The sequence below is a fragment of the Streptomyces sp. NPDC051987 genome, from assembly GCF_040680735.1.
GTDB lineage: Bacteria > Actinomycetota > Actinomycetes > Streptomycetales > Streptomycetaceae > Streptomyces.
On sequence record NZ_JBFAXI010000123.1, the window covers coordinates 1 to 21,857 of the forward strand.

The window sequence follows — 21,857 nt, forward strand, 5'->3', positions numbered from 1 at the left end:
CCGGCGCCCCCCCCCCCCCCCGCACGCCGAGTCCCGCGTGCCGCGTACGGACCCGACCCTCAGCCCACGCGCGGGTCCGCGGTGTCCGCCGCGGTGTCCGCGGTGTCCGCGGTGTCGTCGCCGCGCACCACGCACAGCGCCCAGATGATGAAGCCGGAGAGCGCGATCATCACCACGGACCACACGGGGTAGTACGGCAGGGACAGGAAGTTGGCGATGATCACCAGCGCGGCGATGGCCACACCGGCGCCGCGCGCCCAGGCGGCCGGCTGGAACAGGCCGATGCTGACGGCCACGGCGATCACGCCCAGGACCAGGTGGATCCAGCCCCAGCTGGTGAGGTCGAACTTGAACACGTAGTTGGGGGTCGTGACGAAGACGTCGTCCTGGGCGATCGCCATGATGCCGCGGAACACCGCGAGCAGTCCGGCGATCAGGAGCATGACGGCGGCGAAGGCGGTCAGTCCTCCGGCCCACGCCATCTTGGCGGTGTGCTGGTGCGGGTGGTGCGCGGGATGTGTCGCGGTCATACGGCTGCCTCGATTCGTTCTCGGAGGGGGTGCTCAGCGCCCGTGGGCGGTGGGCACCGAACCGGAGCGCTCGGCCGGCGGGTAGTCGCTCAGGACCAGTGCCTTGGCCTTGCGGAACTCCTCGTCCGAGATGTCACCGCGGGACTTCATCTCGGAGAGCTTCGCCAGTTCGTCGACGCTGCTGCTCTGGCCGGGGCCGCTCTGCGCGGTCTGCCGGATGTACGACTCGAACGCCTTCTGCTGGTCGCGGGCCTGGGCGACCTCACGCTCTCCCATGCCCTTGCCGCGGGCGATCACGTAGATCAGAACGCCCAGGAACGGGACCACGATGCAGAGGGCCAGCCAGCCGGCCTTGGCCCAGCCGCCCATCGAGTCGTCGCGGAAGATGTCCACGATGACCCGGAACAGCAGGACGAGCCACATGATCCACAGGAAGAGCCACAACATCGTCCAGAAGGCGCTCAGCAGCGGATAGTCGTATGCGAGGTAGGTCTGCGCGCTCATGTACGTCCTCCGTCCACGGCGCCGGCCGGTCGGCCGGGCCCTGCCGTTCCAGCGTGCCCATGGCGGGCGCCGGGGTCCTCACCCGGTGCGGGTGATCGTGCGCGACGCGGTGTGGCGCGCACCGTCCGCCGTCACTCCGTCTCCGGCAGCCGGCGCATCTCCACCACCCGCAGTCCCAGCGACAGGCAGCGGTCCAGCAGCCCGTAGAGCTGGGCCTCGTCGACGACCGGACCGAACAGGACCGTCTGGCCGGACATCGTCACATGCTCCAGCTCCGGGAAGGCCCGCGTGAGCAGGTCGGACATGGTCCCTTCGACGCGGATCTCGCAGTGCATGAGCCGTCTCCCGCCGCCGGCGTGCTGCGGTCTGTCTCGCGATCCTGCGCCGTACGCCGGCCTGCGGCCTCACCCGGCGCAGGTGACTCCCGCCGCCTCGGCTCCATCGGGCTACAGCAGTCCGCGCGGGCTACAGCAGTCCGCGCTCCCTGGCCCGGCGCACCGCCTCGCCGCGCCGGTTCACGCCGAGCTTCCGGTAGACGCTCTTGAGGTGCGTCTTCACCGTGTTCACGGAGATGTACAGATCGGCGGCCATCTCCTGCGTGGACATCATCTGCGCCAGCCGGGTCAGCACCTCGCGCTCGCGTCCGCTCAGCTCCTCGACGACCAGCGCCGGGGGCCCCGGGGCGGTTCCCGGGCGATCGTGCGGCGCGGGGGCCTCGCCGAGCAGCCAGCCGAGGGCCAGGCCGTGCAGGTAAGGGGTCTCCAGGAGCCGCCGGATGCCGGGCCCCGCGTCCAGGAACGGGCGCCGCAACCGGTCAGGGCGGGCCTCCAGCAGAGCGCGGGCGAGCAGCTTGGCCGCGGCCGCGGTGTCGCCGCCCTCCGCCGCGGCCCTCGCCCGCACCAGCGTGGCCCGGACGGTGACGCCGGGGCCGGCCCGGTCACCCCCGCACAGCCCCTCGACGGCCTCGACGGCCTGGACGGCCTGCGCGCGACGGCCGGCGGCCAGTAGGGCCCACGCCACGTCCGCGGCGCAGGCGGGCGCCCCGGAGCAGGGCGTCGCGGCCAGCATCTCGGCGGCCGCGTCCGGACGGCCCTCGGCGAGGCGGAGGGCGGAAGCGGTGAGTGCCGCGTGCGCCTCGGCCCAGGGCGAGGTCGTCAGCGTCGCGACGGCCGGGGTCGCGGCGCGCGCGGCCGCCTGCGGCTCCTTGCGGGCCAGCAGCAGCCGGGCCGTCACCATCGCCCGGCACGCCTCGGTCACCGGGTCGGCCCCGACGACGCCGCAGCCGGCCGCCTCGTCCAGCAGCGACCGGGCCCGGTCCAGCTCGTCGCGGTCGACCGCCACGGCGGCCAGCACCAGCTGTCCGAGACCGGCCCCGGGGAACGGGCGCACGTCTGCGTCGCGGCTCGCGTCCGCCGCGGTCAGGGCCGCGCTCTCCGCCCTGCCGATCCAGCCGTCGAGGTAGTCGAGCAGGGCCAGCTGACCGAGGCTGTCCTGACGAGGCAGTGCCGTGGCGGCGTCGCTGGGGCCGTCGAGCACCTCGGCCAGGGCGGCGCGCGCCGCGTCGAAGCGTCCGGCCCACAGTCGGGTGGCGCCCAGATGGGTGAGCAGCAGGGCGTCGAGTTCGGGGTGCTTCGCCAGCAGGTGGGCGGGCACCTCCCGGCGCAGCCGTGCGGCCGTGGCCATCGCCTGCTCGGCCCTGCCCGGGGCACCGGTCAGCCGGGCGGCCAGGCATTCGAGGAGAGCGCAGCTCAGCCGGCCCCCCTCGGCCGCACCGGCGGGCAGCTGCTCCTCGGCGCGGCCGAGGTGGGCCAGACCGTGGTCGAGATCGTGCTCGGACAGCTCCCGGGCCGCCCGCACCAGGTCCGTCGCCGCGCCCGTGGCCCGCGGATCCAGCCGGGAGAAGAGGTCGCGGAGGTGGTCCGCGCGCAGCTCGGTGAAGAGCCGGCCGATCGCCAGGTCGTCGACGAACACGCCCGCGGTGAACTCCCAGTCGTCCGCGGCGGCGCCGTGCGCCAGCGCCTCCGGCACCGCCCCGAAGTCCCGCAGCCACCGGGCCGCGCGCCGGTGCAGTTCCGGTTCGAGGCCCGGCAGCCGGGCCCGCAGATGGACCCGGAGGATCTCCCCGAACAGCGGGTGCAGCCGGTACCAGAACTGCCCGAGGTCCTCGACGAACGCGTTCTGCCGGCACAGTCCGGCCAGGAGCGACTCGGCACCGGGCCGGCCGGTGAGCGCCTCCGCCAGCTCGGGGCGGAACCGGTCCAGGACGCTTGTGCGCAGCAGCAGGTCCTGCGTCGGGGCCGGTTGCAGTCCGAGGACCTCCGCGAGCAGGAAGTCGGCGATGGTGCTGCGCCCCGCCTCGAACTCCTTCAGGTACGTCTCCGGGTCCGCGCTCTGCCGGGCGGCGAGGGCGCTGAGCCGCAGCCCCGCGGCCCAGCCCCCGGTGCGCTCCACCAGGGCGCGGACGGCCGGGCCGGGCAGCCGCAGGCCGTGCCGGGCCAGGAGATCGCCGGCCTCGTCCGGGGTGAAGGCGAGTTCGTCGTTCCTGATCTCGGTGACGGCCGCGGACGCCCGGTAGCGGTGCAGGGGCAGCAGCGGTTCGGTACGGCTGACCAGGACCAGCCGCAGTCCGTCTCCGGCGTGGTGCAGGACGAACTCCAGCTGCTCGGCGTTCTCCCGGGTGGTCAGCCGGTGGAACTCGTCGAGCACCAGGACCACCGGCCGGTCGCGTCCGCTCAGCTCGGCGGCGAGGCGGGCCAGCAGCCCGTGGTCGACCCGGCCCGCCGACGCCGGACCGGGGTCCGCTCCGGAGGGCAGCGGGACGTCGGCCAGGTGCAGCGCTCGCAGGACATAGGCCCAGAACACGCCCGGTTGCCGGTCTCCCGCCTCGCCGGTGAGCCAGCCGACCGGCTGTCCGAGCCCCGCCGCCCAGTCGGCGACGAGCAGCGTCTTGCCCGCGCCGGCGGCGCCGTTGACGAGGGTCAGCGGGGTGTCGAGGGCCTGGTCGAGGTGGTGGGTCAGGCGGGGCCTGCGCACGAAGGTGGCGGGCCTGGCCGGCAGGGCGAACCGGGTGCTCAGGAACGGCTCGCCCAGCGGATCCGCGTACGGGACGGCTTCCCGTGCGCTGTCGTCCCTCGCGGCCACAGAGATCACCTCCCGGGTCCGGCAGGCCGTGGTCGGCGCTCCACTCGATCAGGATCCCAGTCCTGCCGCCGCCGCGCAGGGCACCGGCTCCCCGCCCGGTCAGCCGGGCCCTTCCGGCACGGGCGCGCCCGGGGTCAGGGGGTCCGCGTCTCCCGGTCCCGGCACGGCGGCGGGCTGCCGAGCGGACCGGCGAGGGCGGGTTCCTGCGCGAGGACCGCGCCGCAGCAGATGCTGAGGGTGGCGGCCAGGCAGATGACGATCAGCCAGGACAGGAGCACGAACACCGACCCCAGGGAGCCGTATCCGGCCAGCGCCCGGTTGAGCGCCCGCGGCATGTAGAGCTTCGCGGTCACCGTCAGGGCGGTGAGGGCGAAGGCCGTGATGAGGGCGCCGGGCAACAGTGGTTTCCAGCCGATGCGGCCGTCGAGCAGCAGATGCTGGGTCCACCACCACAGGCCCGTCTGGGCGGCGAAGGTGACCGGGAGGCCCAGCCAGGCTCCCAGGCCGAAGCCGTCGTGCAGCGCGCCCTGCAGGATCAGCGCGACCAGCCACAGCGCGAGCCAGGCCACCCAGCGCCACGGTACGAGCCGGGTGCCGGCCCTGGGGATCTCCCAGGCCCGCCGGCACAGCCGTTGCACGGCACGGCTGACCGCGGTGGCCGAGATCAGCACCATCAGCCCGCCGATCACGCCGGTGGTCTGCCGCAGACTCTCGCCCTGGGGCTGCATCAGCTGCTGGAGCTGGGCGTCGGCCGGACCGGTCAGTCCGAACACCGCGCGCAGCGAGCGGATGAGCTGGTCCCGGACCACCGGTGGGGCGTAGGCGGCGAACACGAAGAGCAGCGGAACGGCGGCGAGGAAGCACTGGGCGGCCAGCCGGGTGGCGGTGTCGAAGATGTTCACGGAGACCATGCGGTCCGCCAGATGGGTGACCACGGGGAACCTGATCTCGGCCCGCCGGTGCACCGCCTGCGCTCGGGCGAGCAGCCGCGCGGCCCGTCGGCGCCACCCGGACCCCACCGGCCGGGAACCGGTGCGCGACACCCGCCCGCTGGTCCGCATGGGCATCGCTCCTCTCCTGCGTCCAGGGTGCGGTGCGGGGGCACCGGTGGCACTCCGGGGACGGCGGGCGAGGGCCTTTCGGCCGACGGCCCGGGACGGGCGGTGAGCGCGGCCCGCGCAGAAGTGCGGTGGTCCGGTGCGGGTGCTGGAATGGAGGTGCGGTCGCACGGCCGCCCCACGCTCCCGTGTCGCTCAGGAGGGGTGGTCATGGACGGCGTCGAAGACATGGGTCCGGTCGACTACCTGGTGATCGAGTTCCCGGGCAGCAGGCTGACCGGCGAGGCCCTGCCCCTGCTGGTCGATCTCGCCGACCGCCGCATCGTGCGGATCCTGGACCTCGCCTTCGTCCGCAAGGACGCCGACGGCTCGGTCACCGCGCTGGAGTTGCAGGACCTCGGTGACGAGAACGCCGACCTCACCGTCTTCGAGGGTGCCTCGTCCGGGCTGCTGGACGAGGGTGACCTCGCCGAGGCGGCGAACGCGCTGGAGCCGGGGAACTCCGCCGCGGTCCTGGTGTACGAGAACCTGTGGGCCGCTCCGCTGGCCCGTGCGCTGCGGCGCGGCGGGGCCGAGCTGGTGGCGAGCGGCCGGATCCCGGTGCAGGCCCTGCTGGCGTCGCTCGACGCGGTGGAGGGGACGACCACGCCGCCCGGCGGCTCCGCGGCCGCGTGAAGGGAGATGACCGACCATGCCCGGACTGCTGCGCGGAGTCGCGCGTACCGCCGTCGTCGCCGGCACCGCCACGGCGGTGTCCAACCGGGTCTCGCGCCGCCAGGCGGGCCGGTGGGCCCAACAGGACCACGAAGAGCAACAGCCAGCCGCCCCACCGCCCCCTGCCACGCGGTCCGTCGCAGACGACATGACCGTCAAGATGGACCAGCTCAAACAGCTGGCCGACCTGAAGGCCCAGGGCGTCCTCACCGAGGAGGAGTTCGCGGAGCAGAAGCGGCGGATCCTGGGCTGACCCGGAATTCCGCCAGCCTCCGGGCTGACGCGGGGAGCCGGTCAGGATCCCGGGCTGACGCGGGGGCGGTCAGGGTCCCGGGTTGACTCGGGGCCCGTCACGATCCCGGACTGACGCAGCGGGGAGCCGGTCAGGATCCCGGGCTGATGCGCGGGCCGGTCAGGCGAGTTGCCGGGCGAAGGCGTCGTAGGCGCGCTCGTCGAAGAGCACGAACCGCACCTCCTCGACGGCCGTGTCCGCCTCCCGGACCGTCGCCACGGCGATCCGGGCGCCGTCGTCCATCGGCCAGCCGTAGACGCCGGTGGAGATCGCCGGGAACGCCACGGTGCGGGCGCCGAGTTCGTCGGCGCGTCTGAGGGACTCGCGGTAGCACGAGGCCAGCAGCGCGGAGCGGTCCTCGCTGCCTGAGTGCACCGGACCGACGGTGTGGATGACCCACCGGGCGTCGAGGTCGCCTGCCGTGGTGGCGACGGCCTGGCCGGTGGGCAGGCCCTTGCCGTAGTGACTCGCGCGCAGCGCGCGGCACTCCGCCAGGATCGCGGGGCCGCCGCGCCGGTGGATGGCGCCGTCGACGCCTCCGCCGCCGAGCAGCGAGGAGTTGGCCGCGTTGACGACGGCGTCGACGCTCTGCCGGGTGATGTCGCCCTGGACGAGGGTGATCCGGGTCATGACCGTCGCAGCCTCCTCCACACGGCCTTCGCCGCGTTGTGCCCCGACATGCCGTGCACGCCCGGTCCGGGCGGGGTGGCCGACGAGCAGATGAACACGGCCGGGTGCGGGGTGTCGTAGGGGAACAGGGAGAGCCTCGGGCGCAGCAGGGTCTGGAGTCCGGTGACCGCGCCGGTGCCGATGTCGCCGCCGACGTAGTTGGCGTTGCGGGCGGCGAGTTCGGCGGGTCCCGCGGTGGCGCGGGCCAGCACGCGGTCGCGGAACCCCGGTGCGTAGCGCTCCAGTTGACGCTCCATCACCTCGGTGAGGTCGCCCCGCCAGCCGCTCGGCACATGGGCGTACGCCCAGAACACCTGCTTGCCGGCGGGCGCGCGGCCCGGGTCCACCACACTGGGCTGCACGGTGATCATGAACGGCCGGTCGGGGGCGCGGCCCTCGCGGGCGGCGGCGCGCAGGGCGGTGCCGATCTCCGCGCTGTCCGCGCCGATCTGCACGGTGCCGGCCCGGCGGGCCTCCGGCGCCGTCCAGGGAACCGGGCCGTCCAGTGCGTAGTCGATCTTGAAGACGCCCGGCCCGTACCGGTAGTCCTGGTAGTAGTTGCCGAGGCCGGCGATCCGGGCCAGCGCGGTGGGCGAGGTGTCGAAGACGTACGACCGCGCGGGCGGCAGGTCGTCCAGGCGCTTGACCTCGTAGTCGGTGTGGATCGCGCCGCCGAGGTCGGAGAGATAGCCGGCCAGCGCGTCGGAGATGGCCTGCGAGCCGCCCCGGGCCACCGGCCAGCCGCGGGCGTGCGCGGCGAGCGCGAAGACCAGGCCGACGGCGCCGGTGGCGAAGCCGCTGAGCGGGGCCATGACGTGGGCGACGAGGCCGGCGATCAGGGTGCGGGCCCGCTCGTCGTGGAAGCGGCGCAGCAGCAGGGTGGCGGGCGGCAGCCCGGCCAGGCCGAACCGGGCGAGGGTCAGCGGGTCCCGCGGCAGCGCGGTCAGCGGCAGGGACATGAAGTCCCGGGCCAGGGTGTCCCACTTGGGCAGGAACGGCTCGACCAGCCTGCGGTAGGTGCCGGCGTCACGCGGCCCGAAGGAGGCCGCGGTCTCGGCGACGGAACGGGCCAGCACGGCCGCGCGGCCGTCGGGGAACGGGTGCGCCATCGGCAGGTCGGCGTGCAGCCACTGCAGGCCGTACCGCTCCAGGGGCAGGGCGCGGAACGCCGGTGAGCTGATGCCGAGCGGGTGGGCCGCCGAGCACGGGTCGTGCCGGAAGCCGGGCAGGGTCAGCTCCTCGGTGCGGGCGCCGCCGCCCACGGTGTCCCGCGCCTCGAAGAGAGCCACGGAGAACCCGCGCCGGGCCAGCTCCACGGCGGCCGTCAGGCCGTTCGGCCCCGCCCCCACCACGACCGCATCGAGCATCGACGGCACCTTCGGACCCCTTCGTCAGCCGATGGCCACTCGGCTTCAGGATATGCCGGGGGACTGACACGCCCCCCGCTCGGGTCACCAGCGCGGGTTCAGCAGCAGGTCCACGATCCGGTGGGCGGTGGCGGCGTCGCGGGCCGCGGTGAACGGCAGCGCGTTGCCGCCCGTGACGCGGAACGGCTCGCCGGTCAGGGTGAGGTGGGCGCCGCCCGCCTCCTCGACCAGCAGCAGCCCGGCCGCGTGGTCCCAGGCGGCCTCCCAGGAGAACGCGGTGGCCTCCGACTCCCCCCGGGCGACGGCGAGATACTCCAGGCCGGCCGAGCCGCAGGCGCGCGGGGCGACGCCGTCGGTCCACAGCGGGAACAGCGCGCGCTTCTGGGCGTCGGTCGTGTAGTCCGGGTGGGAGGTGGCCACGCGCAGGTCCCGGCCCGCCTCGGGGGCACCGGCGAGCAGCCGCTCGCCGTCGAGGAAGGCGCCCTTGCCGCGTACCGCCGTGGCCAGTTGCTCACGGGCCGGGGCGTAGGTCCAGGAGGCGAGCAGGACACCCCGGTGGGCGAGCGCGACCAGCGTGCAGAAGCCGTCCTCGCCGCGCACGAACTGGCGGGTGCCGTCGACCGGGTCGACGATCCACACCGGCGCGTCGCCCTGGAGCGCGTCGTAGGTCTCCGGGGCGGCGTGCACCGCCTCCTCGCCCACCACGACGGAGCCGGGCAGGAGAGCGCCGAGAGCCGCGGTGAGGTACCGCTCGGCGAGCCGGTCGGCGTCCGTCACCAGGTCGTGCGGGCCGCTCTTCTGGTCGACCTCGTGGTCGGCGAGCCGGCGCCAGCGGGGCAGGATCTCGGTCCGGGCGGCCTTGCGGATGGCGTCCTCGACGTCACCGGCGTGCTGGAGGAGAAACTCGTCGATGGTCTCCGTTGCTTCGATCATGCCTCCATGAGAGCACGCGGCACTGACAATCCCCGCCGCCGGGATGTACGGCGTATGGAATGCGGACGAACAGGCGGTGCCGGAGATCGGCGGGCCGCCCGCGACCCCACCGGGGCGGCGGGCCGGTGTCAGCGCCCCACCGCGTAGCCCTGCATTCCGCGCGGGTTCGCGGCCGCCGACAGCACCCCGGTCCGCGGGTCCCGTGCCACCGCGCACAGCCGTCCCTCGGACCAGCCCGGCCCGACCGTCACGTCGTGGCCGCGCCGCCGCAGCTCCGCCACCGTCTCCGGGTCCGTGCGGGACTCGACGGTCACGCTGCCTGGGCGGCGGCCGCGGGGGTGGAAGGAGCTGGGGAAACTGTCGTTGTGCCAGTTCGGGGCGTCGATCGCGCCCTGGAGGTCGAGGCCGCCGCGGACCTCGCCGCGCAGCGCCACGGCGAGGAAGAAGTGCAGCTGCCACTGGTCCTGCTGGTCGCCGCCGGGCGTGCCGAAGGCCAGCACCGGGGCGCCGTCGCGCAGGGCGATCGAGGGGGTGAGCGTGGTGCGGGGGCGCCGGCCGGGGGCGAGGGAGTTGGGCAGGCCCTCCTCCAGCCAGGCCATCTGGAGCCGGGTGCCGAGCGGGAAGCCCAGTTCGGGGACGACGGGGTTGGACTGGAGCCAGCCGCCGCTCGGCGTGGCCGCGACCATGTTGCCCCAGCGGTCGACGACGTCCAGGTGGCAGGTGTCGCCCCGGGTGCGGCCGTCGTCCGCCACCTGGGGATCTCCGGGGAACCGGGCGACCGTCGGCTCACCGGCGCCCATCGGGTCGAAGGCGGTGTCCTTCCTGGTCTCCACGCGCGCGTACCCGGGCAGCCGGGGGGTGCGCCCGCCGGGGCTGCCGGGCCGCAGCTCGTCGGAGGCCTTGGCGCCGATCAGCTCCCGCCGTCCGGCGTTGTAGGCGGCCGAGAGCAGGTCGGCCAGCGGCACCTCGGCCGCGTCCCCGTACCAGGCCTCGCGGTCGGCCATGGCGAGCTTGCAGCCCTCGATCAGGAGGTGGAGGTAGTCGGCCGACCCGTACGCGGGGAGTTCGGGCGGCAGCAGGGCGAGCTGCTGGAGCAGGGCCGGGCCCTGGCTCCAGGGGCCCGCCTTGCAGACGGTCCAGCCGTTCCAGTCGTAGGAGACCGGGCTCTCGTAGCTCGCGGACCAGCCGGCCAGGTCGGCGGCGGTGAGGGTGCCGGTGTGCCGGGTGCCGCTGGTGTCCATGGTGGGGCGGGCGGCCTGCCGCACCAGGGCCTCGGCGATGAAGCCGCTGCGCCACACCTCGCGGGCCGCGTCGATGCGGGCCTCCCGGTCCCCGGCGCCCGCGGTCTCGGCGAGCAGCCGCCGCCAGGTGGCGGCGAGGGCGGGGTTGCGCAGCAGTTCGCCGGGGCGGGGCGCCCGGCCGCCGGGCAGGTAGAGCTCGGCCGACGACGTCCACTCGGTCTCGAACAGCTGCCGGACGCTCTCCACCGTGGCGCCGACGTTCTCGACGGGCGGGTGCCCGTGCTCGGCGTACCCGATGGCGTACGCCAGGACCTCGTCCAGCGGCCTGGTGCCGTGGTCGCGCAGCAGGAGCAGCCAGGCGTCGAAGGCACCGGGGACGGCCGCGGCCAGCGGGCCGGTGCCGGGGACGAGGTCCAGGCCGAGACCGCGGTAGTGGGCGACGGTGGCGCCGGCCGGGGCGACGCCCTGCCCGCAGAGCACCCGTACCTCGCCGCCGGCCGGGGCGAGCAGGATCGGCACCTCGCCGGCGGGGCCGTTGAGGTGCGGCTCGACCACGTGCAGGACGAAAGCGCCGGCGACCGCCGCGTCGTAGGCGTTGCCGCCGTTCTCCAGGACCGCCATCGCCGACTGGGAGGCCAGCCAGTGCGTGGACGACACCATGCCGAAGGTGCCCTGGAGGGTGGGACGGGTGGTGAACTGCATCGGTCACCTCGCTGTGCGCACGACCGGGCCAGGTGTCCGGCGGTCACATGCTTTCACGGCCGTGGCGGGGCGGACTCCGGTCCGGGGGCTCGCCCCGCCCGCGTCACTTGTCCGAGTCGGGGATGTCGGACGCCGCCGCGTACGCCTGGGACGGCGTCATGGCGATCCCGTTGAGGCTGACCGTCTTGTACTGGCTGACCTTGGCGCAGGTCTTGGAGTCGTCGGCGGTCGAGGCGTTGGCGTTGGAGACGGCCGCCTTGGTGTCGCCGGAGCTCGCCGGGTAGGAGGTGCCGCTGGTCCAGTCGCTGCCGATCACCAGGACGACGCCGCTGCCGCTGCCCGCCTTGACGTGCGAGCCCGGGATGTCGAGCGCCTTGGCGACGGTCTGCGCCTCGGCCTTGTCGCCGCTGCCGTAGGTCAGGGTGGTCGTGGTCGCCGAGCTGGGGGCATTGGCCGTGCTGGTGCCGGTGCTGAAGCCCTGGGAGATCAGGGTGTTCGCGATGGCGGAGGCGCGGCCCGTGATGTCGGTGCCGTTCTCGACGGTCACGGCTATCTGGGAGGCCGGGACGGTCGCGGTGGGCGTCGGCTTCGCGGTCGCCGCGGCCGCCGACGACTTCTTGCCCGAACTGGTGGTCAGCGACTGGTCGTTGGCCATGGTGGCGAACAGGTCCTTGGCCCCCGAGCCGACCACCACCCGGTTGCTGTTGTTGGGGTCGGGCGCGGTCTGCATGGTGGTGAACGTCATCCGCTTGGTGGGGACCTTGTTCACGTCGTCCGCGAGCGAGATCAGCTTCTTGACGCTGCCGAGGGCATCGTCCACGGTCAGCGCCTTGGTGGCCGCGTCCGCGAGGCTGTAGACCGCGGTGGGGTCGGTGAGCGTGCCCGCGCTCTTGAACTTGCGGATCATCGCGCTGAGGAAGATGTGCTGGGAGACGGTACGGCCGAGGTCGCTGCCGTCGCCGAAGCCGTGCCGGGAGCGGACGAACTCCAGGGCGGCCTGGCCCTTGAGGGTGTGGGTGCCCGCGGACAGCTTCAGGTGCGAGTAGGTGTCGTACACGTTGTGGTTGACGCACACGGAGACGCCGCCGACCGCGTCGGACATCTTGACCACGCCGGAGAAGTCCAGCTTGACGAAGTGGTCGATGGGGATGCCGGTGAGCTGGTGGACGGTGGCGACCTGGCAGGACGGACCGTACTCGAGGGCGCTGTTGACCTGGCCGTAGTAGCCGGGAGTGGAGTGGCCGCTGTTGCTGTCCTTGCAGGCGGGCACGTCGACCATGGTGTCGCGGGGGATGCTCATGACCGTGGCGTTGGAGCGGTCGGCGGCTATGTGCACCACCATCTCGACGTCCGCGTTGCCGTAGCCGGTCTGGACGCCGGTCGTCTTGCAGCCGCCGCCGAGCTTGCAGTCGGTCTTGCTGGTCCGGGCGTCCGAGCCGATCACCAGGATGTTGATCGGGGTCCGGCCGAACGCGTCGGCCTTCTCGGTGCCGCCCTTGCCGTCCAGGGAGACGCTGTTGATGTTGCCGTTGAGGTGCTGGTAGAACCACCAGCCGGCACCGGCCGTGACGAGCACCAGGAGGGCCGTGCACAGGCCCACGATCTTCAGGACCCGTTTGCCGCGGCCGGCCGTCTTCGCCCGCCGGGAGCCCCTGCCGCCACGGCCCTTGGCCGCCTGCCGGGCGGCGGCGCGGCCACCGGTCGGCCGCGTCCCGTCAGGCAGCGCCCCACGCTGTCCGGGCACCCGGTCGGTGCGGCTGCGTGTGGCCTGGCCTCCCGGGCCGTCCCACGGGTCGGTCATCTTCCACTCCCATGAACGGTCGGGTCCGTCTGCGGGTACGGTCGGGCTTACACGGCGGGATACGGGCAGCCGCGAGGTGGGCCCATTTGGGTTGCGTGATTGCGCAATCTAACAAACAGATAGCCCCGACAGCACAGGCCCCACCCGAATTCACAGGTGAGGCATCTCATGAAACCTCCAGGACACACCTGCCGTCCGCACCCGCGCCCCGGCCCCCGTCCGCCCGCTCAGACACCGGCCTCGGACAGCCGCCGCAGCGGCGCCGGGACCTGCCGCGAGCGGGCGGTGAGCTGCCCGACGGCCACCCGGACCACCGTGACGATGTCCGGATCGTCCACGTAGTAGACCTGCCGCCGCCCCTCCCGCCGGGACCGCACCAGACCGGCCAGCCTGAGCTTGGCCAGGTGCTGGCTGACCGCCGGCAGGGCGCCGCCGACCCGGTCGGCGAGACACGTCACATCGCTCTCCCCCTGGGAGAGCGCCCACATGAGGTGCAGCCGGGCCGGCGAGGCGAGCAGCCCGAACACCGCGGCCGCCTCCGCCAGCACCCCGTCGGAGGGGTCCGTGAAGCCGTCGACGCTCTCCCCCACAGCCCGCTCCCCTCCCCGCGCAGTGTCCGCACAGGCGCCCACTCAGTGTAGCCGCGCGGTCACCACTCCTCCGCATTGTCATGGGCGGGTGACAGATCGTCGACGGCTCGACGTCAGGCATCGCCGGCACCCCGCCGCCGTTCCTAGGCTTGCGCAACAACGCAACTCAGCAAGGCACACCCGTACGGAAGGGCACGAACGTGGGCATCATCGGCTGGATCGTCCTGGGCCTCCTCGCCGGAGCCATCGCCAAGATCCTGCTGCCCGGCCGCGACCCGGGTGGCCTGATCGGCACCACCCTCATCGGCATCGCGGGCTCCTTCATCGGCGGCTGGCTCTCCGCCCGCTTCCTCGACCGCCCCGTCCAGAACCATTTCTTCGACCTCTACACCTGGGGCGCCGCCGTCGCCGGCTCGCTGGTCCTGCTCATCGGCTACCGACTGCTGTTCGGCAACTCACGCGACTGAGCGGCCCGCGGGCGGCAGGCCCGGCGGCCCCGGCCGGGTGCGACGGTGACTCCGGTCACCTTCGAGGCCGGGCCCAGTCACGACATTCCGGATGTGCAGGGACCGCGGGCGCGCGACATTCCGGATGTAGGGGGACGGCCGGCGGCGGCCGTCGACAGGCTGCCCCGGCCCGCCCACGGGCAAGGCATGGATTCCACTTCCGCCCCACAGGGAGTCGTGTGAAACTGGCGTCCCGTCCGCAGTGTGGACTCCTCCGCACACCGTCCCCCCAGCGAGAAGTGCGACTTGCGTTCTCTTCCACTGCCGCTCGCCCTCACCGCGCGCCTGACGCCGGTCGCCGTGCTCGCCTGTGCGGGCTGGGCGATGGCGTCCGGCCCGGACACCACGACGTCCACCGGCTCAGGTGACACCACGACCCGGCAGCAGACGGCCGGCCAGTCGACGGACGGCGCCTCGTCGTCGTCCGCCGCGTCGACGGCGGCCGCCAAGGCGTACTCCGCCTCCCCCGCCCCCTGCGGCAGCATCCCCGTGGCCACCGTCAAGTCGCTGGTGCCCGGCGCCAAGACGGCCGGCAAGGAGATCCCCTCCACCGACACCAAGCTGCGCCGCACCTGCTCCTGGAACGCGCTCAAGGGATACGACTACCGCTGGCTCGACGTCTCCTTCGAGATCATGGACTCCGACGCGGCGGCGGCGAAGGAGTACAAGGACCGGGTCGCGGAGAAGAGCGGCGGCGGTGCCGTGCCGGGGCTCGGCGACAACGGCTACTCGGTCGTGAACCTCACCACCGAGGACAAGCAGCAGACCCGCGAGGGCGTGGTGATGGCCCAGGTCTCCAACGCGCTGGTGGTCGTCACCTACAACGGCAGCGACTTCGCGTCCAAGAAGGCGCCCGGCACGGACGTGATCAACAAGGGCGCGATCCAGGCGGCGAAGGCCGCGGTGACCGCGCTGAAGGGCAGCCAGTAGCCGGACCGGCTGCCCTTCGCGCCCGCCCGCCGGCTCACGCCTCCTTGGGCCGTACCAGCAGGGTCAGTCCCAGGTACAGCACGAGCGAGGTGCCGAGGCCCACCGCCCAGCCGTAGTCGGCGAGCGAGGACAGGGCCGGGATCGGGCGGCCGTCGATCAGCGGTTTGAAGCTGGCGCCGCCGACCGCCAGGACGCCGCCGACGAGGAAGGACAGGACCGCCCGCCAGTTCCAGCCGCCGTCGTACCAGTAACGGCCGCCCGTGCGGTACAGGTCGGTCAGGTCGAGGCGGGTGCGGCGCAGGATCCAGTAGTCGGCGACGAGGATGCCGGCGACCGTGCCGAGCAGACCGCCGACCAGGCCGAGCCAGGTGAAGATGTAGCCCTGCGGGTCGGAGTACAGCTTCCACGGGAAGATCAGCACCGCGAGGACCGAGGTGATCAGGGCGCCGGTACGGAAACTGATCTTCCGGGGCGCGATGTTGGAGAAGTCGAAGGCCGGCGAGACCAGGTTGGCCGCGATGTTCACGGACAGGGTCGCGACCAGGACCGTGACCAGGGCGTAGAGCAGGCCGACCACGTTGTCCGTCTTCGAGGCCAGCTGCACCGGGTCCCAGATCGGCTGCCCGTACACGGCCTGCGAGCCGGAGGTCACCAGGACGGAGAGGAACGCGAAGAGCGTCATGGTGGTCGGCAGACCGAGCGCCTGCCCCCACGTCTGGGCCTTCTGGCTCTTGCCGTACCGGGTGAAGTCGGGGATGTTCAGCGACAGCGTCGACCAGAAGCCGATCATGCCCATCAGGGACGGCCAGAAGATCTTCCAGAAGCCGCCGCCCCAGCCGAGCTTGGAGGGCTGGTCGAAGAGCGGGCCGAGGCCGCCGGCCTTGTTGCTCATCCAGACCAGCATCACGACCGCGCCGACCAGGACGAAGGGCGCGGCCCAGTTCTCGAAGCGGCGGATCGTCTCCATGCCGCGGTAGATGATCGCGACCTGGAGCACCCAGAAGAGCGCGAACGACAGCCACATGGTCCAGGCGTAGCCGCCGATGTGCGAGGCGTTAGCCCAGCTGTCGCCGATCAGCTTGCCGGCCAGGAAGTAGATGGCCTCGCCGCCGATCCAGGTCTGGATGCCGAACCAGCCGCAGGCCACCAACGCCCGTACGACGGCTGGGAGGTTGGCGCCGCGCACGCCGAAGGAGGCGCGGGCGAAGACCGGGAACGGGATGCCGTACTTGGGTCCGGCGTGCCCGGTGAGCAGCATCGGGACGAGGACGATCACGTTGGCCAGGGCGATGGTGAACACGGCCTGTTTCCAGTCCATGCCGACCGCGATCAGCCCGGAGGCCAGGGTCCAAGAGGCCGTGTTGTGGGCCATGCCGACCCAGAGGGCGGAGAAGTTGTACGTGGTCCAGGTGCGCTTGGCGACGGGTACGGGCAGCAGGTCGTCGTTGGCGTACGGACCGCTCGGCGGCGGGGAGTCCGGGGTGAGCTCGACTCGCCCGTCGGGGAGGGTGACTTGACCGGACAGGGGTATGGCGGAGGGAGCGGTGTCGGTCATGGGCAGGCCAATCGGGGTGAGGTGGGACGGGAAAGGCCGTGCGGGCGGGGCGGGGGGGTACGCGTGTGGGGTGCGCCCTGACCCCCTTCCCGGAACGGCGGGAAGGGGGAGACCAACTGCCGGGAGCCGATTAACCGTTGACGGCCGGGATGACCTTCGTCCCGTACGCGTCGATGGTGGCCTCCTGGGCGTCGTGCATGTCGTAGACGGCGAACTGGTCGACGCCCAGCTCACGCAGGGCGTTCAGCTTCTCGATGTGCTTCTCCGCCGGGCCGATGACGCAGAAGCGGTCGACGATCTCGTCGGGCACGAACTCGGTGTCGGGGTTGCCGCTGCGCCCGTGGTGCGAGTAGTCGTAGCCCTGGCGGGCCTTGATGTAGTCGGTGAGTTCGTCGGGTACGGCGGCCGAGTGCTCGCCGTACTTGGCGACCAGGTCGGCCACGTGGTTGCCGACCATGCCGCCGAACCAGCGGCACTGGTCGCGGGCGTGGGCGAGTGCCTCGGGCGAGTCGTCCTCGGTGACGTAGGCCGGGGCGGCGACGCAGATGGTCACCTCGGACGGGTCGCGGCCGGCGGCCACGGCCGCGTCCTTCACCGCCTTGACCATGTACTCGGTGAGGTAGAGGTCGGAGAGCTGGAGGATGAAGCCGTCGGCCTCCTCCCCGGTCATCTTCAGGGCCTTGGGGCCGTACGCGGCCATCCAGACCGGGAGTTCGGCGCCCGGCTTGATCCACGGAAACCTCACGACGGTGCCGCCGAGGTCCGCCTCCTCGCCCCGGCCGAGGGCGCGGATGACCTTCATGGCCTCGCTGATGCGGGCGAGGGTGTTCGGCTTGCGGCCGGCCACCCGCATCGCGGAGTCGCCGCGGCCGATGCCGCAGACCGTGCGGTTGCCGAACATGTCGTTGAGGGTGGCGAAGGTGGAGGCGGTGACCTCCCAGGTGCGGGTGCCCGGGTTGGTGACCATCGGCCCGACCGTCAGTTTGCTGGTGTTGGCCAGGATCTGGCTGTAGATCACGAACGGCTCCTGCCAGAGCACGGCGGAGTCGAAGGTCCAGCCGTACCGGAAGCCGTTGCGTTCGGCCCGCTTCATCAGGCTGACGACCCGGGAGGCCGGCGGGTCGGTCTGCAGGACGAGTCCGAAGTCCATGGGCACGTCTCCTAGTTGAGGTACTGACAGGTGGAGCGCGGGGTGTAGACGCCGTGCCCGGCGTGTCCGGTGTACTCCCGCTCGGTGATGACGAGTTCGCCGCGTGAGAGGACCGTCTCGACCCGGCCGGTGAGGCGCTTGCCCTCGTACGCCGAGTAGTCGACGTTCATGTGGTGGGTCTCGGCGGAGACGACCTGTTCCGCATGGGGGTCGTAGATGACGACGTCGGCGTCCGCACCCGGGGTGATGGTGCCCTTCTTCGGATACATGCCGAACATCCGGGCCGGGGTGGCGCAGGCGATCTCGATCCAGCGGCGGCGCGTGATGTGCCCGTCGACGACGGCCTGGTGGAGCAGGTCCATCCGGTTCTCCACGCCGGGCAGGCCGTTGGGGATCTTCGAGAAGTCGCCGCGGCCGAGTTCCTTCTGGCCGACGAAGCAGAAGGGGCAGTGGTCGGTGGAGACGACCTGGAGGTCGTTGGTCCGCAGGCCCTGCCAGAGCTTGGCCTGGTGCTCCTTGGGGCGCAGGGGCGTGGAGCACACGTACTTGGAGCCCTCGAAGTCCGGTTCCGCGAGGTTGTCGGTGGACAGGAAGAGGTACTGCGGGCAGGTCTCACCGAAGACCGGGAGCCCCTCGTCGCGGGCGCGGGCCAGTTCGGCGACCGCCTCCATCGCGGAGACGTGCACGACGTAGAGCGGGGCGCCGGCGACCTGGGCGAGCCGGATGGCGCGGTGGGTGGCCTCGGCTTCCAGGAGGGCCTTGCGGACCTCGCCGTGGTAGCGGGGGTCGGTCTCGCCGCGGGCCAGCGCCTGTTCCACCAGCACGTCGATGGCGATGCCGTTCTCGGCGTGCATCATGATCAGGCCGCCGTTCTCGGCGGAGCGCTGCATGGCGCGCAGGATCTGGCCGTCGTCGGAGTAGAAGACGCCCGGGTAGGCCATGAACTGCTTGAAGGAGGTCACCCCTTCCTCGACCAGGAGGTCCATCTCCTTGAGCGTCTCCTGGTTCACGTCGGAGACGATCATGTGGAAGCCGTAGTCGATGGCGCAGTTGCCCTCGGCCTTGGCGTGCCAGGTGTCCAGGCCCTCGCGCAGGCTGTGGCCGACGCTCTGCACGGCGAAGTCGACGATGGTGGTCGTACCGCCCCAGGCGGCGGCCCGGGTGCCGGTCTCGAAGGTGTCGGAGGCGAAGGTGCCGCCGAACGGCAGCTCCATGTGGGTGTGGGCGTCGACGCCGCCCGGGATCACGTACTTGCCGGTGGCGTCGATGGTGCGCTCGGCGGTGAAGGCGTCGGCGGCGGGGGTGCCGGTCGCCGCCAGGGCGGCGATGCGGCCGTCCTCGATCAGGACGTCGGCGTGGATCTCGTCGGACGCGGTGATGACGAGTCCGCCGCGGATTACTGTCCGGCCGGTCATGGGGTCCTCTCCTTCGTGGTCACATGCGGGTCCGACGTGGCTTGTCGCGCAGTTCCTCCCCCAGCCTTCGGCCGGGGGTACCCCCAGCGCCCCTGCGGGGCGCTTCTACGGCGCCGTCAGGGGGCCGTAGGCGTCCGGGCGGCGGTCGCGGAAGAACTGCCAGCGGTCGCGGACCTCGCGGAGCTTGGCCAGGTCCAGGTCGCGGACGACGAGTTCGGTCTCCTTGTCGGAGGCCACCTCGCCGGCGAACTGGCCCTCCGGGTCCACGAAGTAGGAGGTGCCGTAGAAGTCGTTGTCGCCCAGGTCCTCCACGCCGACCCGGTTGATCGCGCCGACGAAGTACTCGTTGGCCACGGCCGCCGCCGGCTGCTCCAGCTGCCAGAGGTAGCGGGAGAGTCCACGCGAGGTGGCCGACGGGTTGAAGACGATCTCGGCGCCGCCGAGGCCCAACGCCCGCCAACCCTCCGGGAAGTGGCGGTCGTAGCAGATGTAGACGCCGATCCTGCCGACGGCGGTGTCGAAGACCGGCCAGCCGGCGTTGCCCGGACGGAAGTAGAACTTCTCCCAGAAGCCGGGGACCTGGGGGATGTGGTGCTTGCGGTACTTGCCGAGGTAGGAGCCGTCGGCGTCGATCACGGCGGCGGTGTTGTAGAGGACGCCGGGCTGCTCCTCCTCGTACACCGGCAGGATCAGGACCAGGCCCAGTTCGCGGGCGAGGGCCTGGAAGCGCTGGACGATCGGGCCGTCCGGAACCTGCTCGGCGTACTCGTAGAAGGCCTTGTCCTGGACCTGGCAGAAGTAGGGCCCGTAGAACAGCTCCTGGAAGCACAGGACCTGGGCGCCCTGCGCGGCCGCGTCGCGGGCGGCCTGCTCGTGGACCTGGATCATGGATTCCTTGTCGCCGGTCCAGGCGGTCTGGAAGAGGGCGGCACGAATCACTCGGCTCATCGGGACCTCCGGTCGCTCGGTGTGCCAGCAGGCTAGAAAGCCCCGAAGTCCCGTTTGAGATGCATCGTGTCACGTCTGCGGGCGCCCGGCGTGCCACCGTGTCACGCTGCCGTTGGCCCATGTTTCACCGCCGTTTTCCCAGGTCGTCGCATGTTTCACTGCTGTTGCGCGTCGTGCGCGAGGAGTGCGATGTGCACGGAGGCCGCCTGCTCGAAGTCGTCGAGGTCGACGCCGAGCCGGTTCTGTATCGCCTCCAGCCGGCGGTACAGCGCGGGCCGGGAGACGTGGTGGAGCTGGGCGGTGCGGGACTTGTTGCGGCCGGTGGCGAGGTAGGTCCGCAGGACGCCGAGGAGGTCCTGGTCGGTGCCGTCCGGGCACAGCAGGCCGTCCAGCTCGCGCTCGGCGAAGGACTGCACGTGCGGGTCGTCCCGCAGCAGCCGGATCAGGCCGCGCAGGTGGACGTCCCTGAGGCGGACCACGGCCGGGAGGTCGAGGGCCGCGGTGGTGTCGGCGACCGCGTCGGCGACGTGCTGGGCCTCGCGCAGGCCGACGGGCACCTCGTCCCAGACGGTACGGGCGCCCGCGGCGGCGACCACCACCCGGGGGCCCGCCGACTCGTCGTGCAGCCGGGTGGCGAAGTGCGCGGCGAGGGCGTCGGCGTCCTGGTCGCGGGCGAGGCTGAGGAGGACGGCGGTGGTGCGCTCGGTGAGTTCGGCGACGAGTCCGGGCAGGCCCAGCAGCCGCAGGATCCGCTCCAGCCCGGCCGGTTCGGCGTCCCGTACCACGAGCGGCACGAAGCTCCGCCGGTTGACCGGCAGACCGGCCGCCCGCGCCCGGGGCAGCAGCTGGCGGGCCGGTACGACCCCGGAGACCAGGTCGGTCAGCAGGCTCTGCGCGGACTGCTCCTCCCAGGTGTGGGCGGAGCCGCCGCCGAGCATGCGGTGCAGCACGAGGGCCTCGGCGGCGCGGTCCGCCAGCAGCCGGCCGGTGGCCGTGTCGCCGCGATGGCCGCAGAGCATGATCTGGCCCCAGCGCTCGCCCCGGCCGCCGAGTTCGGCGCGGATCCAGCCGTCGCCCGCGCTGCCGCCGGCCTGCCGGGCGATGCGCTCCCAGTCGCGCAGCACGTCGTCCACGGCCGACCGCTCACCCGCGGTGGCGAGGACCCGGTGCGCGAGGTTGGTGACGACGACGGGGCAGGCGCTGTGCACGGCGACCTCGTCGAGGAGCCGTTGCAGAGGGGCGCCGGCCGTGATGAGGCCGGTGAGAGCGGTGCGGACCGACTCGGAGAGGCTCACGGCGGCGAACTTCCGCCGTACCAGGCGGGACTGGACCTCCTCCGTCAGTTCGGCGAAGGGGAAGGGGCGGTGCAGGACCACCAGGGGGAGGCCACAGCGGTCCGCCGCCCGGCGCATGGCCTCCGGCGGGGCGGGGAAGGCGCGGCCGAGGCCGAGGACCACGGCGGCGGCCTCGGACCGGTGCAGGGACTGGATGTACTCGGCCTGCTTGTGCTCGTCGCCGACGAGCAGGACGCCGGTGGTGAGGACCATCTCGCCGCCGGTGAGCATGACGCCGACGTCAGGGGCCTCGGCGACGTGCACCCAGCGGACGGGGCGGTCCAGGTGGCCGCCGCCGGCCACCACCTCGGGGTCGCCGGCCAGGACCCTGTCCAGGGCGAGGATCTGGCGGACCGACAGTATGGGGTCTGTGGTGTTCGGAGGATCCCAGGTGGCGGTCATCTTGCGTGATCCCTTTGGTCGGGTTCGGTGCGTGTGTCGGCTGCCGGCCGGTGGGGGTTTGTCGCGCAGTTCCCC

General features: G+C 72.7%; 20 protein-coding genes. 4 read left to right on the forward strand and 16 right to left on the reverse strand.

The features are described 5' to 3' along the window. Nucleotides 1-59: 59 nt before the first annotated feature. From AB0M11_RS37440 to AB0M11_RS37460, 5 genes are all read right to left on the reverse strand, one after another. A complete protein-coding gene (locus tag AB0M11_RS37440) occupies nucleotides 60-530 on the reverse strand; it encodes a hypothetical protein (RefSeq protein ID WP_365712717.1) in 471 nt (156 codons plus the stop codon). Nucleotides 531-563: 33 nt separating this feature from the next. After that, complete coding sequence (locus AB0M11_RS37445) at nucleotides 564-1,034, reverse strand: SHOCT domain-containing protein (protein WP_365712719.1); 471 nt, start codon at nucleotides 1,032-1,034, stop codon at nucleotides 564-566. 131 nt (nucleotides 1,035-1,165) lie between these two features. Next, nucleotides 1,166-1,369, reverse strand: coding sequence for a hypothetical protein (locus AB0M11_RS37450; RefSeq protein WP_365712721.1), 204 nt, complete (start codon nucleotides 1,367-1,369; stop codon nucleotides 1,166-1,168). Nucleotides 1,370-1,499: 130 nt separating this feature from the next. Next, entirely contained in the window at nucleotides 1,500-4,184 is a 2,685-nt protein-coding gene (locus AB0M11_RS37455; RefSeq protein WP_365712722.1) for a LuxR C-terminal-related transcriptional regulator, read from the reverse strand. Between the two features lie 125 nt (nucleotides 4,185-4,309). After that, nucleotides 4,310-5,242 (reverse strand): YhjD/YihY/BrkB family envelope integrity protein, encoded by a 933-nt coding sequence (locus AB0M11_RS37460; protein ID WP_365712724.1) that lies wholly within the window; start codon nucleotides 5,240-5,242, stop codon nucleotides 4,310-4,312. A 201-nt stretch (nucleotides 5,243-5,443) separates the two neighbouring features. On the opposite strand from AB0M11_RS37460, the gene AB0M11_RS37465 reads away from it, so the two are divergent. Both AB0M11_RS37465 and AB0M11_RS37470 read left to right on the forward strand, forming a co-directional pair. Continuing rightward, nucleotides 5,444-5,908 carry a DUF6325 family protein gene (locus tag AB0M11_RS37465; protein WP_365712726.1) on the forward strand — a complete coding sequence of 155 codons (465 nt, stop codon included), beginning with the start codon at nucleotides 5,444-5,446 and terminating at the stop codon, nucleotides 5,906-5,908. 16 nt (nucleotides 5,909-5,924) lie between these two features. Then, a complete protein-coding gene (locus AB0M11_RS37470) occupies nucleotides 5,925-6,200 on the forward strand; it encodes an SHOCT domain-containing protein (RefSeq protein WP_365712728.1) in 276 nt (91 codons plus the stop codon). Between the two features lie 159 nt (nucleotides 6,201-6,359). Here AB0M11_RS37470 and AB0M11_RS37475 read toward each other — a convergent pair whose 3' ends face one another. The 6 genes from AB0M11_RS37475 to AB0M11_RS37500 form a co-directional block, all read right to left on the reverse strand. Further along, entirely contained in the window at nucleotides 6,360-6,869 is a 510-nt protein-coding gene (locus tag AB0M11_RS37475; protein ID WP_365712730.1) for an O-acetyl-ADP-ribose deacetylase, read from the reverse strand. Further along, entirely contained in the window at nucleotides 6,866-8,275 is a 1,410-nt protein-coding gene (locus tag AB0M11_RS37480; RefSeq protein WP_365712732.1) for an NAD(P)/FAD-dependent oxidoreductase, read from the reverse strand. Before AB0M11_RS37480 ends, AB0M11_RS37475 begins: the two co-directional genes overlap by 4 nt. Before the next feature lie 84 nt (nucleotides 8,276-8,359). Continuing rightward, on the reverse strand, nucleotides 8,360-9,208 hold the full coding sequence (locus AB0M11_RS37485) for an inositol monophosphatase family protein (RefSeq protein ID WP_365712734.1): 849 nt from the start codon (nucleotides 9,206-9,208) through the stop codon (nucleotides 8,360-8,362). Between the two features lie 128 nt (nucleotides 9,209-9,336). Further along, entirely contained in the window at nucleotides 9,337-11,151 is a 1,815-nt protein-coding gene (locus AB0M11_RS37490; RefSeq protein WP_365712735.1) for a gamma-glutamyltransferase, read from the reverse strand. A 103-nt stretch (nucleotides 11,152-11,254) separates the two neighbouring features. Beyond that, nucleotides 11,255-12,952, reverse strand: a complete 1,698-nt coding sequence (locus AB0M11_RS37495; RefSeq protein WP_365712736.1) for an LCP family protein — start codon at nucleotides 12,950-12,952, stop codon at nucleotides 11,255-11,257. Nucleotides 12,953-13,179: 227 nt separating this feature from the next. Beyond that, nucleotides 13,180-13,542 (reverse strand): metalloregulator ArsR/SmtB family transcription factor, encoded by a 363-nt coding sequence (locus AB0M11_RS37500; RefSeq protein WP_365712737.1) that lies wholly within the window; start codon nucleotides 13,540-13,542, stop codon nucleotides 13,180-13,182. Nucleotides 13,543-13,742: 200 nt separating this feature from the next. On the opposite strand from AB0M11_RS37500, the gene AB0M11_RS37505 reads away from it, so the two are divergent. Together AB0M11_RS37505 and AB0M11_RS37510 are read left to right on the forward strand one after the other, a co-directional pair. Next, entirely contained in the window at nucleotides 13,743-14,009 is a 267-nt protein-coding gene (locus AB0M11_RS37505; protein ID WP_365712738.1) for a GlsB/YeaQ/YmgE family stress response membrane protein, read from the forward strand. 285 nt (nucleotides 14,010-14,294) lie between these two features. Further along, on the forward strand, nucleotides 14,295-14,978 hold the full coding sequence (locus AB0M11_RS37510) for a hypothetical protein (protein ID WP_365712739.1): 684 nt from the start codon (nucleotides 14,295-14,297) through the stop codon (nucleotides 14,976-14,978). 34 nt (nucleotides 14,979-15,012) lie between these two features. Here AB0M11_RS37510 and AB0M11_RS37515 read toward each other — a convergent pair whose 3' ends face one another. From AB0M11_RS37515 to AB0M11_RS37535, 5 genes are all read right to left on the reverse strand, one after another. After that, nucleotides 15,013-16,533: an NCS1 family nucleobase:cation symporter-1 gene (locus tag AB0M11_RS37515; RefSeq protein ID WP_365712740.1), complete on the reverse strand. Its 1,521-nt coding sequence runs from the start codon at nucleotides 16,531-16,533 to the stop codon at nucleotides 15,013-15,015. A 130-nt stretch (nucleotides 16,534-16,663) separates the two neighbouring features. Beyond that, complete coding sequence (locus AB0M11_RS37520) at nucleotides 16,664-17,683, reverse strand: TIGR03842 family LLM class F420-dependent oxidoreductase (protein WP_365712741.1); 1,020 nt, start codon at nucleotides 17,681-17,683, stop codon at nucleotides 16,664-16,666. Nucleotides 17,684-17,694: 11 nt separating this feature from the next. Then, nucleotides 17,695-19,098 (reverse strand): dihydropyrimidinase, encoded by a 1,404-nt coding sequence (gene hydA / locus AB0M11_RS37525; RefSeq protein WP_365712742.1) that lies wholly within the window; start codon nucleotides 19,096-19,098, stop codon nucleotides 17,695-17,697. A gap of 105 nt (nucleotides 19,099-19,203) precedes the next feature. Next, complete coding sequence (locus AB0M11_RS37530; protein ID WP_365712743.1) at nucleotides 19,204-20,046, reverse strand: nitrilase-related carbon-nitrogen hydrolase; 843 nt, start codon at nucleotides 20,044-20,046, stop codon at nucleotides 19,204-19,206. A 155-nt stretch (nucleotides 20,047-20,201) separates the two neighbouring features. After that, on the reverse strand, nucleotides 20,202-21,782 hold the full coding sequence (locus AB0M11_RS37535; RefSeq protein WP_365712745.1) for a PucR family transcriptional regulator: 1,581 nt from the start codon (nucleotides 21,780-21,782) through the stop codon (nucleotides 20,202-20,204). Nucleotides 21,783-21,857 lie beyond the last annotated feature (75 nt).

Excerpts from the sequence above, each read along its gene's own strand:
- AB0M11_RS37515 (WP_365712740.1), bottom strand. The coding sequence starts at position 16,533 with ATGACCGACACCGCTCCCTCCGCCATACCCCTGTCCGGTCAAGTCACC.
- AB0M11_RS37495 (WP_365712736.1), bottom strand. The coding sequence starts at position 12,952 with ATGACCGACCCGTGGGACGGCCCGGGAGGCCAGGCCACACGCAGCCGC.
- AB0M11_RS37485 (WP_365712734.1), bottom strand. The coding sequence starts at position 9,208 with ATGATCGAAGCAACGGAGACCATCGACGAGTTTCTCCTCCAGCACGCC.
- AB0M11_RS37520 (WP_365712741.1), bottom strand. The coding sequence starts at position 17,683 with ATGGACTTCGGACTCGTCCTGCAGACCGACCCGCCGGCCTCCCGGGTC.
- AB0M11_RS37460 (WP_365712724.1), bottom strand. The coding sequence starts at position 5,242 with ATGCCCATGCGGACCAGCGGGCGGGTGTCGCGCACCGGTTCCCGGCCG.
- AB0M11_RS37535 (WP_365712745.1), bottom strand. The coding sequence starts at position 21,782 with ATGACCGCCACCTGGGATCCTCCGAACACCACAGACCCCATACTGTCG.
- hydA (WP_365712742.1), bottom strand. The coding sequence starts at position 19,098 with ATGACCGGCCGGACAGTAATCCGCGGCGGACTCGTCATCACCGCGTCC.
- AB0M11_RS37440 (WP_365712717.1), bottom strand. The coding sequence starts at position 530 with ATGACCGCGACACATCCCGCGCACCACCCGCACCAGCACACCGCCAAG.
- AB0M11_RS37470 (WP_365712728.1), top strand. The coding sequence starts at position 5,925 with ATGCCCGGACTGCTGCGCGGAGTCGCGCGTACCGCCGTCGTCGCCGGC.
- AB0M11_RS37475 (WP_365712730.1), bottom strand. The coding sequence starts at position 6,869 with ATGACCCGGATCACCCTCGTCCAGGGCGACATCACCCGGCAGAGCGTC.
- AB0M11_RS37480 (WP_365712732.1), bottom strand. The coding sequence starts at position 8,275 with ATGCTCGATGCGGTCGTGGTGGGGGCGGGGCCGAACGGCCTGACGGCC.
- AB0M11_RS37465 (WP_365712726.1), top strand. The coding sequence starts at position 5,444 with ATGGACGGCGTCGAAGACATGGGTCCGGTCGACTACCTGGTGATCGAG.
- AB0M11_RS37450 (WP_365712721.1), bottom strand. The coding sequence starts at position 1,369 with ATGCACTGCGAGATCCGCGTCGAAGGGACCATGTCCGACCTGCTCACG.
- AB0M11_RS37530 (WP_365712743.1), bottom strand. The coding sequence starts at position 20,046 with ATGAGCCGAGTGATTCGTGCCGCCCTCTTCCAGACCGCCTGGACCGGC.
- AB0M11_RS37445 (WP_365712719.1), bottom strand. The coding sequence starts at position 1,034 with ATGAGCGCGCAGACCTACCTCGCATACGACTATCCGCTGCTGAGCGCC.
- AB0M11_RS37490 (WP_365712735.1), bottom strand. The coding sequence starts at position 11,151 with ATGCAGTTCACCACCCGTCCCACCCTCCAGGGCACCTTCGGCATGGTG.